The organism is Streptomyces sp. NPDC104309, from assembly GCF_055584025.1.
This window is the reverse complement of sequence record NZ_JBVJMV010000029.1, coordinates 23,343-41,424: the sequence shown is the minus strand read 5'-3', so window position 1 is coordinate 41,424 and position 18,082 is coordinate 23,343. Positions and strand designations below refer to the sequence as shown.

Sequence of the window (18,082 nt, the reverse complement as noted above, 5' to 3'; positions counted from 1 at the left end):
AGGGCCGCCCCGGTCCTGCGGGCCGCCGGCATCCCGGCACCGGGGCCGCGCACCGGGAGAGTGTCACCAGATGCGTCCAAACCCTCACGGAATGAACGGCGCGCACAGCCCGAGCCGCCCACCGAACGAGGCGTGAGGACCGAATGAGGCGTTAGGCTCGGTTTGTGGGCAAACGATCCCACCGTGGAGGCGGTCATGAGCGAGAACGACATGTACCCGACTCCGTCCCAGGCCGAGGGCGAGAGGCTCGAAGAGGACGTGGATCCGTCCGAGGAGCGGCATCCCGCCACGATGCGTACCCAGCCGTCACAGGCGGAGGGCGAGCGCCTGGCGGAGGACGTCGAGGGCTGACAGAGGCGGCACCCGTTCGACGGCGGGTCTGCGCGTTGGTCGGCCCGGCAGGGGGCCGTACGCCCTCTGTTTCGCTTTCCCGCTCCTGAACCGGGTGAGGGAGGCAGCGCCCCGGGAAAGGGCGCTGCCTCGTGCCGACAACGATCGGCACCGCGCGTGCCGCGTGTGAGCGGCGTCCATACGCGATCACCGGCCGATCACCGGTCTCCGAGCGTGAAGGAGGTGCGCCCGGTATGGATTCGGAACGTGCCGACCGTCTGGTGTCGGCGCTCCGTGCCCGTAATGTGATGGCCCATCTCGTGGAGGCGGGTGTCTACGAGTTCGGGATCCGCGTCGTCCTCGACGAGGGGATCGAGGCTCTGTGGGACATCGACGGGGCCTCGGGGCTCGACGCGGAGATCGTCAGCGACGGTGTGCTCATCGGCTTCGTACCCCATGTGCCCGGCTCGGAGACTTTCACCGAAGCGCAGCTCGTGGAGAGCATCGCGACCACGCGGTATTCGGCGGAGGGGCTCCGGCCGCCCAGCGACACCCCCGCCCCGGCCGGTCAGGCCGCGCCCCGCGACGCGCCCGCGCCACCGCCCGCGCCATCGCCTGCTCCCCCGGTCACCCCGCCTGTCACCCCGCCTGTCACCCCGCCGGTCGCCCGCTACCAGCGGCGGGCGCACTGGATCCGTCGAGGCGACAGGAACGGTCCCGGGCACTGACCGGGGCCCGGCACATCGCGGGAGGCGCGGACGCCGCAGGCCCGCAGGGTGGGGCAGGACCTCCCCGGGTCCGGCCGGACTCGGCGGCGAGAACGCCGGAGGGGCCCGGACCGCGCGGCCCGTCCCCGATTCGGCTCGCCCCGGGTCGTCGCCGCACGGGTGGCGGGTGACGATGGCCCGTGACGGCACTGCGGGACGGGTTGGCGGGCGGGCGATATGAAGCATGGTGAGGCGCAGAGTTCCGAGCTCCCCGGCCGCCTGGACCGCAGGCACTTCCTCGCTGCCGCGGCGGCGGGCGGAGCGATGGCGGGCGGCATGGCGGTGGCCGGCTGTCACTCCTCGGCGAGCGGGGGAACCGGCACCGGGTCCGCCCCGCCCGGTGCGACCCGCACCGCCGAGAACGCGGAGAGGACCCGGGCGGGGAATTCCGACTGGCGTGTCCGTTCGGTGGGGCCGCCCGGAGCCGTCGAGGGCTATACGGACAAGGTGAGCGTGTTGCCGGGTGAGGAGTTCGGCCTGCACGTCTCCACCACCGCCCCCGCCTTCCGGGTCTCGGCCTACCGCGTCGGCTGGTACGACGGGGCCCAGGCGCGGCTGGTCTGGCGCTCGCACCGAGTCACCGGGTCCGTCCAGGCCCGCCCCCGCATCCTCCCGGTCACCCGGACCGTACGGGCGGACTGGCGGCGTTCGCTCCGGGTCCGCGCCGACGGCTGGCCGGAGGGTGCGTACCTGCTCCGGCTGGACGCGGACAACGGCCACCAGCGCTATGTGCCATTGATCGTCCGCTCCGCGAGCGCGGCGGGCAGAACCGTGCTGATGCACGCCGTGGCGACATGGCAGGCATACAACGTGTGGGGCGGCTACAGCCTTTACCAGGGCGAGAACGGTGCCTACGGCACGCGGTCGCTCGCTGTCGGTTTCGACCGCCCCTATGACGGCAACGGCGCGGAGAAGTTCATGGTCTACGAACGGGCGGTGGTGGTCCTGGCGGAGAGACTGGGCATCCCGCTCGCCTACACCACGGGAACGGACGTGCACCGCGACCCCGGCATTCTCCAGGGCGCCGCCGCGGCTCTTTCGCTCGGGCACGACGAATACTGGACGCCGCAGCAGCGGGCCCACGTCACCCGGGCCCGTGACGCGGGCACCAACGTGGCCTTCCTCGGCGCCAACGCCTGTTTCCGCCGGATCAGGCTGGAGCCGGACGCCACCGGAGCCGACCGCACCGTCGTCTGCTACAAGACCGACTACCGCGACGATCCGTACCTCGCCGGCCATCCGGACCTGCCGACCAACGACTTCCGCCAGCCTCCCGGAGCCTCCCCCGAGTCCTCCCTGACCGGTGTCCTCTACGAGGGCTATCCCGTGGACGCCCCGTATGTCGTCCACGGGAGCGACCACTGGATCTTCGAGGGAACGGGCGTGAAGCGAGGAGACTCCTTCGACCACCTGGTCGGGGTGGAATACGACCGGGTCGTTCCGGACATGCCCACCCCGGCGCCGCTCGAAGTGATCGCCCATTCCCCTCTCGTCTGCAACGGCACGCACAGCCACGCCGACTCCGCCTACTACACCGTCCCGAGCGGAGCGGGCGTCTTCTCCTCGGGGACGATGAGATGGGTCGAGGCCCTGATGGCGGGGACCCAGGAGAACGGGCGCAACCACGGGATGGATGCCCGTACGGGGACTTTCGTCACCCGTGCCACGGAGAATCTGCTGCACGCGTTCGCCGCGGGCCCGTGCGGCCGGACCAGGCCGAAGCCCAGGGACAATGTGAGAGACGTGTACGCGTCCGCACCACGCTGATGCCATTCGTACCGCCTGTTCGGTGAACTCCCTTGGCCACGGGCGCAGTCGGGTGGAACATCCGCCATCCCGGACCCAACGCAGGCCGCTCCCGGCCGATCGGCACCGACTCGACGAGACAGCAACGCATGAGGAGGAGCCGCGGTCCGACTCGAAGCCGGGGCCGGACCGTCAGGTCCGCCCGGCGGCACGGACCGTGCGACGAGTAGGTTCGTGAGCGCGGCATGCTGTCGAGCCAGGGTGGCCGTCAGCAGCCCTGAAAACGACGAAGGGGGAAGCGTGGCCAGGATCGCCGCACTGTCGTACTACCCCATCAAGGGGTGCGCCGGCATCTCGGTGGACGATGCGACGCTGACGCCCGCAGGTCTTGCCCACGACCGGAGTTTCATGGTCACCGGCACCGATGGCGTGTTCCGCAGTCAACGCCGCCATCCTCAACTGGCCCTGATCCGACCGGAGATCAGCGCAGACGGCGGGCGCCTCACCTTGCGCGGTCCGGGCCTGGGCCGGCTGATCATCGATGTCGACACCTCCGGCGCGCGCCGGGACGTGGCATTGTTCGGGACCCCGTACAAGGGCATCGACCAGGGTGATGAGGCCGCCGGATGGCTGTCGGAGTTCCTCGGCGCGCCGACCCGGCTTATGCGTGTGCCGCCGGAGCACGACCGGGTAACCGATGGCCGGACGCCCGGCACCTCGGGCTACGCCGACAGTTGTGCCATACACATCCTCTCCCGGTCCTCTCTGGACCTGCTCAACGAACGGATGGCCGAACGAGGCAGCGCGCCGCTGCCCATGGACCGTTTTCGCCCGAACATCGTCATCGAAGGCTGGGACGAGCCCCACATCGAGGATCGGGCACGCCACATCACCATGGGCGAGGCGGAGTTGGGCTACGCCAAACCGGCCATCCGCTGCGTCGTCACGGTCGTCGACCAAAGTGTTGGCGCAAAGGCGGGCCCCGAGCCGCTCCGCACGCTCGCCGGCTACCGGCGGGCAGCCGAAGGAGGAGTCGCCTTCGGTACGAAGTTCGCCGTACTTCGGCCCGGAAGAGTGTCCGTGGGCGATCAGGTGATCGTCGGCTCATGGGGCGAGCCGGAGCTGTAGGCGGTGCGCCTCACCGACCGGCGGAGGGAGATGACCAGGCGCCGCTCCGCTCATTGACATGGCACACGAGCCCCTCACCCCTCATCGGCCCCCCGGAAGAGTCTCCCCCGTGCCACGGAGCCTGCTTCCGCTCAGGAGTGGACACTCTCAGCGACGGATCACGGAATGAGCGCCGGAACAGACTTGGCGAACATCACACTTCGACAAAATCGATATATCGGGCATTTCGCCCTAAAAATCGAAGGTTTCCCTCTCCGGGCCCCGTATGGTCACCGTGTCCTACGAATTGGGATTCGATCCGGTTTGACCGAGCCCCGTCTCCCGTTCATCGATGATTCTCCGCACCCGAACAGTTGCCTGGGCGGGCGCCCCGCTGCGGCCCATGTCACTGAGCGAGGGTGTCCAGACACTTCAGTGGCCCGGCTCGCAGCCGACCGCGGGGTCCGGAGACATGACCCAAGACCCACGGCGAGACAGGACACGGCGCTCATGCATGGATCACGCGTAATGACCGGCTCGCGGCGCGGTCTGGCCACTGCCCTCGCCGCAACGTCGCTGCTCACCGTATGCGCCATGGCAACCCCGGCCTCGGCCGACACCGTCAGCGCCTCATCGGGTGGTTCGAAGGTCGTCTGCACCTCGAAGAAGCCCGGCCTGGCCGCCCAGCTGTCCCACGACATGGCCGGTGCCCTGGACGGGCGGCAGGGCACAGCGTCGCTGGCCCTGTACGACCGGGCCAGCGGAACCACCTGCGGACTCAGGGCCGACACGCATTTCGACTCCGCCAGCGTGGTCAAGGTATCGGTGCTCGGCGCACTGCTGCGGCAGGCCGAGGAGGCACAGCGGAAGCTGACTCCGCGTGAGGTGGAACTGACCACCGCCATGATCACCAAGTCGGACAACGACGCGACCTCCGCCCTCTGGGACCAGATCGGTTCCGCCGGCTTCACGAAGTTCCTCGCGCTGGCCCACATGGACCACACCGTTCCCGGTACGGGGCGAAGCTGGGGCCTCACCCAGATCACCGCGGGCGACCAGCTCCGGCTGATGCAGTTGCTCACGACGACGGAGAACACGGTGCTCGCGCCTTCCTCGCGCAGCTACGCGCTCAGGCTGATGAATCACGTCGTCGCAGGCCAGAGGTGGGGGGTGCCTGCCGGATCACCCACCACGGCGACCGTGCACGTCAAGAACGGCTGGCTTCCGCGCGCCACCGACGGATGGCGGGTGAACAGCGTGGGCGCCTTCACCGGCGGTGGTCACGACTACGGCATGGTCGTCCTCTCCACCGGCAACCGCACCATGGACTACGGCATCGCCACGGTCGAGGCGGCAGCCCGCCTCGTCCATCGCGACCTGGCGGCTGCCACTGTGACGGCGAGCCGCTGAGCGGAGAACCGTCCAGGGCAGGACCGGTCCACGCGATGCGGGCCGGATGCAGTGGACCGGCGTGCGGGTCAGGGTGCCCGGCGCGGGGCCGGACACCGCGGCCGGCTCGGTGGAGAGCAGTCAGCACTATGGCGCCGGTGATCCGGTCACGGCGAAGAGGGTACGGGGCGCACCGCCCGATGATGCACACGAGCACCATCGGGCGGACACCGGCGGGCCGGCATCGGACGGGACAGCGCTGCGGCGACCGTCTCCGACGGGCCGCTGCTTCCTGCCGCAGACGCCGGGCCGGTCCGGCTCTCGATCCCGGTGGTGCACGCCGCCTCTCTTGACGCCGCGGAATCACGCCGCGCGCTGTTCCGGCATGGTCGGTGGTCAGCCGCCGTGCTCCACGAGGCCCGCGACGACGACGGTCTCCGCCACGGTGCCGGGGATGTCCTCCGGTGCCGCGCGCAGGATGTCGCGGGAGAGCACCACGAAGTCGGCGGCCTTGCCGACCGTCAGCGAACCACGGTCGTCCTCAAGGAAGTTGGCGTATGCCGAGCCCATCGTGTAGCCGTGGACCGCGGCCTCCACGCCGATCGTCTCCTGCGGCATCCAGGGCTCCCCGCCGCCGAGGGGCCGCCGCGTGACGGCCGTGTAGATGCCGATCATCGGGTCCATCTCGGCCACGTTCCAGTCGCTGGAGAGCGCGAGGACGGCCCCCGCCGCGTGCAGGCTGCGCAGGGGCCATGCCTTGTGCCAGCGGCCGGCTCCGATGTTCTCCGCCCAGTCCTTGCCGGGGCCCGCGACCTCCGGGGCGCAGTGGCGGGGCTGCATGCACGCGACCACGCCCAGTTCGGCGAAGCGCGGTGTGTCGTCGGGGTCGAGGCACTCGACGTGGACGACCTGGTGGCGGGCGTCCCTCGGTCCGTTGACCGCGCGGGCGTGCTCGACGGCGTCGAGGACGGTACGGATCCCCCTGTCGCCGGTCGCGTGGACGAAGCACTGGAAGCCACGGGCGTCGAGCTTCGTCAGCAGGCTCGCGAACTCCTCGGGCGGGTAGAAGGTGTCGCCGCTGTGGTGACGGCAGCCCACGTACGGTTCGAGGAGCGCCGCGGTACGCGGCTCGACGACGTCGTCGATGTAGAGCTTGAGCGGTCCGACCCGTATCCGGTCGTCGGCGTACCGGTGCGCGGCGGCGGCGAAGTCGTCAAGGTCGGAGTCCGAGGTTCCGCGCGGATGGAAGAGGGCCGCGACGATCCGGGACCTGAGCCGGCCCTCGGCATGTGCGCGTGTGAAGAGGGCCAGGTCGTCCAGCGAGTTCTGGGGTTCGACCACGGTGGTGATGCCGAAGCCGATGGCGTCGTCCAGGGACTTGCTGAGGCGTCCGTACTGACGGTCGACCGAAGCCCACGGCAGACCGATCGTCCGCAGGGCGCGGTGGCCGGCGCGGGAGAGGCCCTTGACGGCGAAGTCCGTGATGAAGCCGGTGGGCTCCCCCGTGGCCGGGTCGGTGGCGGCTTCACCGAAGGGCAGACTGGTGTGGTCGCGGTCGATGCCGAGACGGCGCAGGCCCGCGGTGTTGACCCAGGCGGTGTGCACGTCGTAGCTCAGCACGAAGGCGGGGACGTCGCCCGTGACCGGGTCGAGATCGGCGGCGGCCGGCATCCGGCCGTCCGGGATGGCCGAGTAGTCGAAGGCTTCCGCCTCGATCCACTCGGCGTCTGGGTGGGCCGTACGCCAGGCCCGGATGCGGGCGTGGACCTCGTCGAGTGTACGGGCGCCGGAGAGCTGGACGCAGGCGTCGTCCGAGCCGAGCCGGACGTGGTTGTGGGCGTCGATGAACCCGGGCAGGACCAGTTTCCCGCCGGCGTCGATCACCCGGGTGTCCGGCCCCGTCCATCCCGGCGCGTCCTCGTCGGGACCGAGCCAGGCGATGCGGCCGTCGACCACCGCCATCGCCTGCGCCTCGGGAAGTGCCGGGTCGACGGTGTGGATGCGGGCGTTGCGCAGGACGAGGTGGGCGGCCATGGTCATGTGAGGTGACTCCTAGTGGTGCGGGTGTTTCGGTGGGGCCGTGCCGCGCGGGCCCGACGCGGGCGTCGCGCGGCGGCCGTTCAGGAAAGGTCGGTGTGCGGCGCCACGGTCCGTCGGGCGAGCACCCAGTAGACGAGCCCGGAGACGAGTGAGCCGAGCAGGGTCAGGTCGGCGCCGCCCAGCGGCGCCACCAGCGGGCCGGTCCAGAGCTCGGAGTCGCAGGTGAGCGCGGCGAAGACCATGCCGGCCAGGAGCGCGGCCGCACCGGCGGGGTGGAAGCCGGACCGGTACCAGTAGGCGCCGTCCGGTCCGGCGTGCAGGGCCGGTCCGTCGTAGCGGCAGCGGCGCATCAGCATGTCCGTGAGGAACACCCCGCCCCAGGGCGCGAACACGATGATCAGCAGCGAGAGGAAGGACAGCAGCGAGCTGGTGAAGTCGGTGAGGAAGAGAGCACAGAGAGAGCCCGCGGCGGTGACGCCCGCACTGATGATGATGGCCTTGGAGCGGCTCCACGGGACGCCGAGCACCTGAAGGTTCAGGCTCGACGAGTAGAGAGTGACGATCGAGTTGGTGACCGAGCCGCCGAGGACGAGGCCGAGGAAGAGCGTCTGGAACCATCCGGGCAGCAGCCGTTCCGTGCCGGCCACGGCGTCGGTCATGTCCGTCTGTGTGGCGGCGGCCACCCCGGCGATGCCCAGGGCGACCGACGACACGAAACCGCCGAGGGCGCCGTACCAGGTGAGCGACCGCATCGAGGTCGTCCTCGGGAGGTAGCGCGTGTAGTCGGCCGGCATCGGAACGTAACTGAACGGCCCGGCCAGCATCACGACGAACGCCAGGCTCCACCCGGACGCCCCGGGAGAGACGGCCGCTCCGGCCGTATCGGCGCCCGGCAGCAGGAACACCAGCAGCACGGCGAAGCCGACGGCGAGAACGTACGCGATCCAGCGCTCGGCGAGCTGGACGGTGGCATGGCCCCACAGCGCGACGACGAAGGTCAACGCGAGGGTGATCAGCAGCGCGAGGGCCCGCACGGTGCGGCCGGACCCCACTCCCATGTCCGCGAAGAACGCTTCGAGGGCGAGCGTGCCGACGACGGTGTTGAGGATCGTGTACCCGATGCTGACCACCCAATTGAGCATTCCGGCAGGCCAGTTGCCGCGCACGCCGAAGGGGGCACGGGAGATGACCAGGGTGGCGGTGCCGGTGCGGACGCCGCTCAGCCCGGCCGCGCTGATGGCGAAGAACGACAGGCCACCGATGATCACGACACCGGTCGCCTGCCAGAAGGACAGACCGAAGGCGACGGCCAGAGCGCCGTTGATGACATAGGTGAAGGTGAGGTTGGACCCGAACCAGAGCCAGAACAGGTCCTTCGCGCCGCCGTGACGCTCCTCGTCCGGAATCGGGTCGATGCCGTGGGTCTCGACCTGGAAGACCTGGTCGGCTGTGCCCGTCGTCCCACCCGGCGCCCTCGTGGTCGTGTCCTGTTGCGTCATGCGGCCCGCCCCTCGTCCGTTCGTGGCCCGGCAGCCGGGCGTCTTACTTTGAATGCTGTTCTAGAAGTTAGAACGGCATTCAAGATGTGTTCCCGGCACCTCGTCAAGACCTCTGCGAAGATCGGCCGCTAAGGTCGTCACCGGGCACACGGAGGAGGAGGCGCGGCGTGACAACGACGGCGCGACGGCGTGACGGGCATCTGGCCCGGGAGCGGATGCTGGAGGAGGCGATGGCCGCCATCGCCGAGGACGGCCTGGCCAGGCTCACCATGTCGGCGCTCGCCAGGCGCCTCGGCACCAGCGGCGGCCACATCCTCTACTACTTCGGCAGCAAGGACCTGCTGCTCCTGGAGGCGCTGCGGTGGAGCGAGAACGCGCTCACCGATGAACGCCGGGCGTTGCTGACCAGGCGGGTCGGCATCGAGCGCAAGCTCGAACTCTTCCTGGAGCTGTACCTTCCCCGTGGACCGCGCGACCCGCGTTGGACGCTGTGGATCGAGCTGTGGGCGCGTACGGCGTCGAACGAGCCGCTGCGCCAGGCCCAGGCCGAGATCGACCGCGGCTGGCAGGACGACCTCGAATCACTCCTCGCCAAGGGCGTACGGCAGGGCCGCTTCGCCGTGGGCCTGGATACGAAGACCCGTGCTTCCGAACTCCTTGCCCTGCTCGACGGGTTGAGCACCCGCGTGGTCCTCGGCCAGGGCGGGGCGGACCGCGACAGTGCGCTGCGCATGGCGACGTCCGTGACCGCGCGGCTGGTGGAGCGGGGGTGAGCCGACCCGCTCTCCTGCTCGACATGACCGCCTCCCACACCGAACCCCGGCCGTCCGAGCAGCAGCGGTGACCTGCCGAGTCCGCCATCGCACCCGTCCAGGACGGCCGGTTCTCATCGGGGGCAGGCACCCGCCGGGGTGACCGGCCTGGAACCGCATGCGGAGTCCGAGCCGCACGCCTTGCGGCGCCGCGCAGGGCGAGGCGTCAGTGCTCGGCGGCTGGAGAACGCCGGCTCGCCGCCCACCGCGAGAGCCAGTGCGGGTGCGAGTGCGACGTCATGAGGCGCCGACATGGCGCGAGTCCTCAGGCCGGCGCGTAGCCACGTTCCCGCACCAGGTCGTGTGCCAGCCGGGTGAAGGCGCGGGCGGCGGCGCTCTCATAGCCGCTCTCCCGTCGCAGCAGGGTGGCGACGCGGGCGGGCAGAGGAGGGTCGACCGGAATGGGGGTGAGATGGAGATGATCGTCGGTGATGGCGTCGGGAAGAACGGTGGCCAGCAGCCCGGTGCGCCGCACGATCTCCGTCAGGGCCTGGATACTGTTGGCCTCCACGGCGATCGGCGGGCTGACCTGGTGATCGGCGAAGTAGCTGTCGATATGGCCACGGGTGGCGAAGTCACTGCTGAGCAGAGCGAGTTGCTGGTCGGCGAGTTCACGCACCGGCAGCGGCCGCTCGCCGCGCGATCCGATGCGCTGCGCGGTGACGACCAGGCTGAGCGTCTCGGTGAAGAGCGCGGTCGCGACGATGCCGGGCAGATGGGATCCCGCGAAGGCGATGCCGAGGTCCAGTTCGTCGGCCAGCAGGCTCGCCTCGATGCGGTCCTGCGTCATCTCCCGCACTTCCAGAGTGATTCCGGGGTAGCGGGTGTGCAGCTCCTGCGCGAGAGGGCCGATGAGATAGGCGGTGAACGTCGGCGTCATCGCGAGGCGTAGATGACCGCGGGAGAGGTCGGCGACGTCGAGTACGGCGCGGTCGGCCGCGGCCAGCTCCCGCAGTGCGCGCCGCGCGTGGCGCGTATAGACCTCGCCCGCGTCGGTCAGGCGGACACTGCGGCCGCTGCGGTCGAGCAACTGGACGCCGACGACGCGCTCCAGCTGCTTGATCTGCTGCGACAGCGTCGGCTGTGAGATACGCAGGTCTTCCGCGGCGCGCGTGAAGTTGCCGTGTTCGGCCACCGCGATCAGGTAGCGGAGGTGGCGTAGTTCCGGACCCATATCCGGATTATAGTTCGGGTCGATCGATACTCCCGAAATCGTACTGCGCGACCTATGGACGCCGCCGTCACCGGGACGACCCGACTGCCTTCTACGGCCGCCCTCTGCCCGCTGCCCGTGCAACGAATCGGGAGGCGCCCGGCGGGAGTGGCCCAAGCGATGGCCCGGCGTGTCACGCGATCCCGGGGCGAGCATCCTGTCGTCGGGGCGCCGGGGCGGCGTGAGAACGCCGCCCCGGCCGCCACGTCCCGCGTGTCAGTCCTTCTCCACGTCGGTGGTGGTCAGTGACGCGTACCGGTGCGGATCGTTCCGGCGGATGCGCAGCGCGACGCAGAGGCCGGCCACCAGGACCAGGGGCAGCGGCGCCAGGAGCGCGACGTTCGTCATTCCCGTCTCACCGGTCAGCAGATCGAAGTGGAAGACGGCCAGGACCGTCAGCACGGCGAGTCCGGCGAAGGATACGAGCGGCGCCCAGACCACCCGGGCCGCGGACATGCCGCGCCGGTCCCGGCGGAAGAAGGCCCAGACCGCGAGTGCGGCCATGGCCTGCATGAGCATGATGCCCAGGACCGCGGTGCTGTTGGTCCACAGGAAGACCACGGTGTAGGGGTCGGCGGCCAGTGCGGCGCCTGCCAGGACGACCAGCAGATTGAAGACGGTCTGGGCGATCACCGCCCCGCTCGGCGATCCCTGTCGCGCGGAGACCCTGCCGAGGTACCGGGGCAGGAGTCCTTCACGACCGAGCGCGTAGAGGTAGCGGGCGGCGGCGTTGTGGAAGGCGAGCGCGGCGGCGAAGGCGCTGACGACGATGAGCGCGTGCATGGTGTCGGACAACCACGCGCCCACGTACGACGCCCCTGCCCGGAACGTGAGATCGGGGCCGGCCGCGGCACGGGCCATCGTCACGGCCTCGTTCGTACCGAAGGCGCCCATGATCAGCCAGACACCCGCCGCGTAGAAGAGTGCGAGGAAGCCGATCGCGATGAACGTGGCCCGCGGTACGGTGCGGCGTGGGTCGCGGGCCTCCTCGGCGTAGATCGCGGTCGCTTCGAATCCCGTGAAGGCTCCGATGACCAGCACGAACATGCCCGCGATTCCGCCGCCGACGAGCGTGGTGGGATTGAAGGAGCCCAGATCCAGAGCGGCGGTTCCTCGTTCGCCCAGAATGCCGCCGTCCATGACGAGCAGGGAGAGCACCTCGAGCACCAGGGCGATACCGAGGACCTTGGCGCTGAGTGTGACCCTGAGCCAGCCCAGCACTCCGACCGCGAGGACGCAGACGACGGAGAGCGGCCACCAGGGGACGTCGGTTCCCGTGGCGTCGTGGATCGCTCCGGCGGCGAAGTAGCCGAAGGCGGCGGCGACTCCGGGGGTGATGAGGTTGTAGGAGGCGACGGCCACGTAGGCGATGCCGACACCGAGCGTGCGGCCCAGACCTCGGGCGACGTACGCGTAGAAGGCGCCGGCGTTGCGTACGTACTGGCTCATCGCGGTGAATCCGGCGGCGAAGAGCACCAGGAGCGCTCCGGAGATCAGGTAGGCGAGCGGGGCCCCTGGGCCGCCGATCCCGATGGCGAAGGGAGCCACTCCCGCCAGTACGGTGAGCGGGGCGGCGGCCGCGACCACGAAGAAGACCAGGTCGAAGGTGCCGATCCGGCCGGCGGCGAGGCGCGTGCCGGTGACCCCGTCCGGACCGGCGGGGACGGGTGCCTCCGTGTCGGGCGTGCTCACGGCGACCGTCTGGCGCGGTTGGGCTCTCATCGCTCTCCTCGCGGGTCGGGGGCGCCGCCGGACGGGGCGGTGGCGTGCGGTGCGGGGCCGACGATCCTGCCGTCGTGGAGCACCAGCAGGCGCTGCGGGTGGGCCGCGACGGCCTCGGGCACCCCGCCCGCCGCTACCGCGACCAGGTCGGCACGACGCCCCGGCGCCAGGCCGTAGCCGCTCAGGCCCAGTGCGGTGGCGGCTTCGTCGGTGACCAGCGAGGCGGCGTACCGCAGTTCGTCGTCGCTCATCAGACCACCCTGCAGGCCGATGACGGTGGCGCGTTCGAGCATGTCGGCGGTGCCGTAGGGCCACCAGGAGTCACGGATGTTGTCGGAGCCGGCGAAGACCCGCACGCCGCGTTCGCGCAGGCGCAGCACGGGAGGCATGGAGTGGCGCGGCCCGTTGGTCATGATCGCGACCCCGGCTGCGGCCAACGTGTCGGCGGTGCGGTCGAGTTCGGCGTCGTCGACATCGCCGAGGGCGTAGGCGTGGCTCACGGCGACGGTGCCTGCCAGCCCGAGTGCGGCGGTTCGCTCGGCGATGGCGCGCAGCTGGAAGGTACCGGTCTCGCCGCCGTCGTGCAGGTGGATGTCGATGCCCGCGCCGTGGCGCTCGGCGAGCCGGAAGACGATGTCCAGCTGGCCGTTCATGTCGCCGTCGAATCCCGCCGGGTCGAGCCCGCCGATCAGGTCGGCGCCCTCGGCGAGCGCGGCATCGAGCAGGTCCGCGACGCCCGGCTCGGTCACCACCCCGCTCTGCGGGAAGGCCACCAGTTGAATGCCGAGCCGGTCGCGGAACCGCTCGCGTACGCCCAGGAGTTCGTGCAGGCTCTCCAGTCGCACGTCCGGGTCGATGTCGACGTGCGAGCGGACATGGCCGGTGCCGAGCGCCACCATGCGCTCGGCCAGTGCCGTGGCGCGTTCGGCCACGGGAACGCCGATCTCCTTGCGCAGGGCCCGTTCATTGGCGATCTGCTCACGCAGGGTAGCGGTGGTCCGGTGCGGCTGCCAGGGCGCACCGACCAGCGTCTTGTCCAGATGGGCGTGCCCGTCGACCAGGGCGGGCAGCAACAGGGCCCCGTCGAGACGGACGGCCCCGGCGTCACGTCCCGTGCGGGGGTCTCCGGGCGGTGCCGCCCGGTGGTCCTCGACGGCCGTGATGCGGCCGTCGCTCAGGAAGACGTCGACCCGGCGGCCATCGGCCAGGGTGGCGTCCACGAGGACACTCGGCGCGGGCGGGGTCGACGACGGGGTGTCGGCATGCTGCGACACGGTTCCTCCAACTGTTCGTACGTCTCACGCCATGCCTCACCACCGGCTGCGGCCGGGAAGATGCTGGTGGGCGGCGAATATCGACAAGCTAGCTGGTATACCGAATACCAAGCAATGGTTGTCGGGAATCGGTTTTCCGGGTCTGCGATGATCAGAGACATCCGGGCCCGCCCCCGGTCCGCCCAGCCGCGCATGGAGCCGCACCCATGACCACCCCTCGCCCCGACCGCCGCGCCTCGATCGGCGACACCCATCAGTCCCTGCGGGACCGGGTCTACACCGAGCTGCGCGAGCGGATCATCGAGGGCGAGTACCCGGCCGGGCAGCGGCTGGTGGAGCGGGAGCTCGCCGAGGGACTCGGCGTGTCCCGGATCCCTCTGCGGGAGGCGATGCAGCGGCTGGAGTCGGAGGGATTCCTCACCGTTCAGCCCCGGCGCGGCTCGGTGGTCGCCGATTTCGGGACGGACGACGCCGAGCACCTCTTCGACGTACGCGAAAAGCTGGAGGGCCTGGCCGCGGGCCTGGCCGCCCGCCGCGCCACCGATGCCCAGCTGCGCGACATGGCACACCTGCTGGCCCGCGGCCGCAAGGCCTCCGAAGCGGGTCGGCTGCGTGAGGCGGTCACCCACAACGCCGACTTCCACCGGCGGATCGTCGAGGCGTCCGGCAACCCTCTGCTGCAGGACCTGATGAGCCCCCTCGACGCACGCCTGCGGCGCCTGTTCCGCCTCACTTCCGCTCTGGACGACGGAAACCCGATGTGCGGTGAGCACGAGCGGCTCTACGAAGCGATACGCGACCACGACGCGCCGCGGGCCGAGGAGCTGGCCCGCGCACATGTGGCGGGCACGCGCGCCTCCGCGATGCGCTACCTGTCCTCAGGCACCGCCGGGGACCAGGACGGTTCGGCACAGTCCTGACCGCGACTCCCACCGCGTAGGGGAAGTTCCCGCACACACCCCCGACCGCTCACGCCGCGCCCCGCGCACACCCCCGACCGCTCACGCCGCGCCCCGCACACACCCCTGGCCACCCGTGCCGCGCCCGGCCGCACCCATCATCCGTATCCGGCGGCCGGCTCTCCGGGCGCGGCACCCGGCACAGCACGACCCAAGGGCGATCAGCGTCCGAGCCTTTGACGAGCCCCTTCACACAGCAAGCCATAGATGCGCTCAATAGATGTGATGGATAGCGAGTCTTGGACACTATAGGCACAGGTCATGCATGGTGAACTACGTCAGCCCGTCGGGCCGGCAACCACCGAAGGGAGTGACCATGCACGACCTCACAGACGGCCCCGCCCGTTTCCGCCGCGACGTCTTTCCCGCCAAGGCGGGTCTGTTCGCCCGCCTGGCCACGACGCACCGGCCGAGGACGCTGTTCATCGGCTGTTCCGACGCCCGCGTGATCCCCGAACTGATCACGCAGAGCGAACCTGGCGAGCTGTTCGTCATCCGCACCGCGGGCAATCTGGTCCCGGCCCACGCCTCGGTCCCGGACGGTGTCGCGGCGAGCATCGAGTACGCGGTCGCCGTGCTGGGCGTGAGCGACATCGTCGTCTGCGGCCACTCCGCGTGCGGAGCCATGACCGCGCTGGCCGAGGACCACGACCTCAGCGCCGCACCGGTGATCGCGGGCTGGCTGCGACACGCGGACGCCGCACTCGCCCGTGCCGCTGCCGGCCCCGCCGTACCGGGCACGTCCGCGGTGGACGCCCTGGTGAGGGCCAACGTGGCCGCGCAGCTGCAGAACCTGGCCACCCATCCCTCGGTGGTCCGTGCTCTGGCCGCGCGGAAGATCACCCTGCGCGGCTGGGTGTTCGACATCGCGAGCGGCGCCGTGGAGACGGTCGACGCCGCCATGGTCCCGGCCTGACCCGCCACCCCGCAGAACTCGCCGGCCGCACCTCGGGGCCGGTGCCACAGAAAGGAATCCCCCTCATGACACACGCCCAGTTCGACCCCACCGCCCGCCAGCTCCTCGCCGCCACCGCGGTCGAGGCCAAGACCCGCAAGGACCTCACCTGGCAGCAGATCGCCGACGCCGCGGACCTGTCGGTCGCCTTCGTCACCGCCGCCGTCCTCGGCCAGCACGCCCTTCCGGAGAAGGCCGCCAAGGCCGTCGCGAAGCTGCTGGACCTGGATGCCGACGCGGTGATGCTGCTGCAGACCATCCCGACCCGCGGATCGATCCCCGGCGGCATTCCGACCGACCCGACCATCTACCGCTTCTACGAGATGCTCCAGGTCTACGGCACCACGCTGAAGGCCCTCGTTCACGAGCAGTTCGGGGACGGCATCATCAGCGCGATCAACTTCAAGCTGGACGTGAAGAAGGTCGCAGACCCCGAGGGCGGCGAGCGTGCCGTCATCACACTAGACGGCAAGTACCTGCCGACCAAGCCTTTCTGACGGGCTTTCGGTACAACCGCGGCGGGCCGGCGCACACGCCACGGCCGTCTCCGGCCCGCCCTCTCCTTTCCCCTGTGAAACCGCCTGCCCGCCAGGCGCCGAAATCCGCCGGAGGACCCGTATGGACTTCGCCCAGCGCACCATCGAGATCGCCCGCCAGAACGTCGAAGAGGGCGGGCGCCCCTTCGCCACCGTCATCGTCAAGGACGGCGAGATCCTCGCCGAAAGCCCCAACAGGGTCGCGCAGACCTCCGACCCCACCGCCCACGCGGAGATCCTCGCCATCCGTGAGGCCTGCAGGAAGCTCGGCACCGAGCACCTGATCGGCACCACCATCTACGTGCTCGCCCATCCCTGCCCGATGTGTCTGGGGTCGTTGTACTACTGCTCCCCCGACGAGGTCGTCTTCCTCACCACGCGTGACGCCTACGAGCCGCACTACGTGGACGACCGCAAGTACTTCGAACTCGCCACCTTCTACGATGAGTTCGCCAAGGACTACACCGAACGCCGCCTGCCGATGCGCCACGATCCGCAGGACGCCGCCGTGGACGTCTACCGGTTGTGGCAGGAGCGGAACGGCGGCGAGCGTCGCGTCCCCGGCGCACCGACCGCCGGCTGAGGCCGGAGGGGTTTGCCGAGCCGGTGGAGCTGTCCAGCCACAACACTGGACTCAACCCACCGCATCCGCGACGCACCGCATGCCGACACGACCGGCCACATCCGCGACGCGGTGGCCGGTCGTGCCCGGCCCTCGGGCACGACCGGCCCGCAGGCACGGCGCATCAACCGTTCGGCCGACACGGCAGTCATCCGGACCGCTCCGCTGCCCGAGTCGCTTCACCGACCACGGGGGTCCGCGCGCGGCTGGAGACTGGATGCGGCGGCGCCCACTCGTCCGCCCGGTCTGTCATCCGCTGCGCTTCCCACCGGTCGAAGGCCCCGGGCAGCAGCGGGCATCCGAGCCGAGAGAGGAACCATGACACCCGTACGACACTCCGTCCGCCTGCTCGCGGCGCTGGCAGGCGTGCTCGCGCTCACTGCCGCCTGCACCGCCCGGTCCGGCAGCGACAGCAGCGACACCGCCGCCCGGCAGCTCACCGCTCCGGCGGGCACCACCACCCCCTCACCCGTGAAATCGCCGACGCATTCACCGACCCGCTCCCCCGCGGATCCGGCGGCCGACCGGGACCTGCTCGGGGCGGCACGCTCCGGTGCCACGGACTCCGTACGCGATGCCATCGAGCGCGGTGCCGATCCGGAAACCCGCGACGAGCAAGGCCGCACCCCTCTCCTGCTGGCCGTCACCGGCGACCACGTGGCAGCGGCCGGCATCCTCGTCAAGGCCGGAGCGGACCCCGACGCACTGGACCAACGGCACGACACGCCCTGGTTGGTGACCGGCGTGACGGGCAGCGCGGCCATGGCGCGGACCCTGGCCGCCGCCCATCCCGACTACACCGTCGTCAACCGGTACGGCGGCACCTCCCTCATCCCCGCGTCCGAGCGCGGCCACGTCGGCTACGTCAGGGAGGTCATCACCAACCCGGAGATCGACATCGACGTCAACCACGTCAACAACCTCGGCTGGACCGCGCTCCTGGAGGCCGTCATCCTCGGTGACGGCGGCCAGGCTCACCAGAAGGTGGTCGAGCTGCTCCTCGACGCGGGAGCCGACCGGTCCCTCTCCGACAGGAACGGTGCGAGCCCGCTCCAGCACGCCCAGCAAAAGGGCTACACCGAGATCGCACGGATGCTGCGCGGGTAGGAGC

16 protein-coding genes are annotated in these 18,082 nt (G+C 70.6%); 11 read left to right on the top strand and 5 right to left on the bottom strand.

The genetic code is table 11. From position 1 onward, the window contains the following. The first annotated feature begins 195 nt into the window (after positions 1 to 195). The 5 genes from ACZ68L_RS32195 (at position 196) to ACZ68L_RS32175 (ending at position 5,360) form a co-directional block, all read left to right on the top strand. Positions 196 to 351 carry a hypothetical protein gene (locus tag ACZ68L_RS32195; RefSeq protein ID WP_361451860.1) on the top strand — a complete coding sequence of 52 codons (156 nt, stop codon included), beginning with the start codon at positions 196 to 198 and terminating at the stop codon, positions 349 to 351. Between the two features lie 233 nt (positions 352 to 584). Then, positions 585 to 1,058: a hypothetical protein gene (locus ACZ68L_RS32190; protein ID WP_469583984.1), complete on the top strand. Its 474-nt coding sequence runs from the start codon at positions 585 to 587 to the stop codon at positions 1,056 to 1,058. Between the two features lie 216 nt (positions 1,059 to 1,274). Further along, positions 1,275 to 2,864 (top strand): N,N-dimethylformamidase beta subunit family domain-containing protein, encoded by a 1,590-nt coding sequence (locus ACZ68L_RS32185; protein WP_469583981.1) that lies wholly within the window; start codon positions 1,275 to 1,277, stop codon positions 2,862 to 2,864. A gap of 240 nt (positions 2,865 to 3,104) precedes the next feature. Further along, positions 3,105 to 3,971, top strand: a complete 867-nt coding sequence (locus ACZ68L_RS32180) for an MOSC domain-containing protein (RefSeq protein WP_469583978.1) — start codon at positions 3,105 to 3,107, stop codon at positions 3,969 to 3,971. A gap of 489 nt (positions 3,972 to 4,460) precedes the next feature. Continuing rightward, complete coding sequence (locus ACZ68L_RS32175; protein WP_469583975.1) at positions 4,461 to 5,360, top strand: serine hydrolase; 900 nt, start codon at positions 4,461 to 4,463, stop codon at positions 5,358 to 5,360. Positions 5,361 to 5,735: 375 nt separating this feature from the next. Here the strand turns inward: ACZ68L_RS32175 and ACZ68L_RS32170 are convergent, their stop codons facing one another. Together ACZ68L_RS32170 and ACZ68L_RS32165 are read right to left on the bottom strand one after the other, a co-directional pair. After that, positions 5,736 to 7,379 (bottom strand): amidohydrolase, encoded by a 1,644-nt coding sequence (locus ACZ68L_RS32170; RefSeq protein ID WP_469583973.1) that lies wholly within the window; start codon positions 7,377 to 7,379, stop codon positions 5,736 to 5,738. Between the two features lie 80 nt (positions 7,380 to 7,459). Next, positions 7,460 to 8,878, bottom strand: a complete 1,419-nt coding sequence (locus ACZ68L_RS32165) for a purine-cytosine permease family protein (RefSeq protein WP_469583970.1) — start codon at positions 8,876 to 8,878, stop codon at positions 7,460 to 7,462. A gap of 167 nt (positions 8,879 to 9,045) precedes the next feature. Between ACZ68L_RS32165 and ACZ68L_RS32160 the strand changes: the two genes are divergently transcribed. Further along, positions 9,046 to 9,651, top strand: coding sequence for a TetR/AcrR family transcriptional regulator (locus ACZ68L_RS32160; RefSeq protein WP_469583967.1), 606 nt, complete (start codon positions 9,046 to 9,048; stop codon positions 9,649 to 9,651). 304 nt (positions 9,652 to 9,955) lie between these two features. On the opposite strand, the gene cynR is transcribed toward ACZ68L_RS32160, so the two are convergent. The 3 genes from cynR to ACZ68L_RS32145 form a co-directional block, all read right to left on the bottom strand. Further along, on the bottom strand, positions 9,956 to 10,864 hold the full coding sequence (cynR, locus tag ACZ68L_RS32155) for a transcriptional regulator CynR (RefSeq protein ID WP_469583964.1): 909 nt from the start codon (positions 10,862 to 10,864) through the stop codon (positions 9,956 to 9,958). Positions 10,865 to 11,119: 255 nt separating this feature from the next. After that, positions 11,120 to 12,625, bottom strand: a complete 1,506-nt coding sequence (locus ACZ68L_RS32150) for an APC family permease (RefSeq protein ID WP_469583961.1) — start codon at positions 12,623 to 12,625, stop codon at positions 11,120 to 11,122. Next, positions 12,622 to 13,899 (bottom strand): amidohydrolase family protein, encoded by a 1,278-nt coding sequence (locus ACZ68L_RS32145; protein ID WP_469583958.1) that lies wholly within the window; start codon positions 13,897 to 13,899, stop codon positions 12,622 to 12,624. The genes ACZ68L_RS32150 and ACZ68L_RS32145 overlap by 4 nt, the downstream gene beginning before the upstream one ends. A gap of 206 nt (positions 13,900 to 14,105) precedes the next feature. On the opposite strand from ACZ68L_RS32145, the gene ACZ68L_RS32140 reads away from it, so the two are divergent. The 5 genes from ACZ68L_RS32140 to ACZ68L_RS32120 all read left to right on the top strand — a co-directional run bounded on the left by ACZ68L_RS32140 (position 14,106) and on the right by ACZ68L_RS32120 (position 18,078). Further along, positions 14,106 to 14,819, top strand: coding sequence for a GntR family transcriptional regulator (locus ACZ68L_RS32140; protein WP_469583954.1), 714 nt, complete (start codon positions 14,106 to 14,108; stop codon positions 14,817 to 14,819). A 355-nt stretch (positions 14,820 to 15,174) separates the two neighbouring features. Continuing rightward, positions 15,175 to 15,774, top strand: a complete 600-nt coding sequence (locus ACZ68L_RS32135) for a carbonic anhydrase (protein ID WP_469583951.1) — start codon at positions 15,175 to 15,177, stop codon at positions 15,772 to 15,774. Positions 15,775 to 15,839: 65 nt separating this feature from the next. Further along, a complete protein-coding gene (gene cynS / locus ACZ68L_RS32130; protein ID WP_469583948.1) occupies positions 15,840 to 16,310 on the top strand; it encodes a cyanase in 471 nt (156 codons plus the stop codon). A 121-nt stretch (positions 16,311 to 16,431) separates the two neighbouring features. Continuing rightward, positions 16,432 to 16,932: a nucleoside deaminase gene (locus tag ACZ68L_RS32125; RefSeq protein ID WP_469583945.1), complete on the top strand. Its 501-nt coding sequence runs from the start codon at positions 16,432 to 16,434 to the stop codon at positions 16,930 to 16,932. Positions 16,933 to 17,328: 396 nt separating this feature from the next. Next, positions 17,329 to 18,078 carry an ankyrin repeat domain-containing protein gene (locus ACZ68L_RS32120; protein ID WP_469584140.1) on the top strand — a complete coding sequence of 250 codons (750 nt, stop codon included), beginning with the start codon at positions 17,329 to 17,331 and terminating at the stop codon, positions 18,076 to 18,078. Positions 18,079 to 18,082 lie beyond the last annotated feature (4 nt).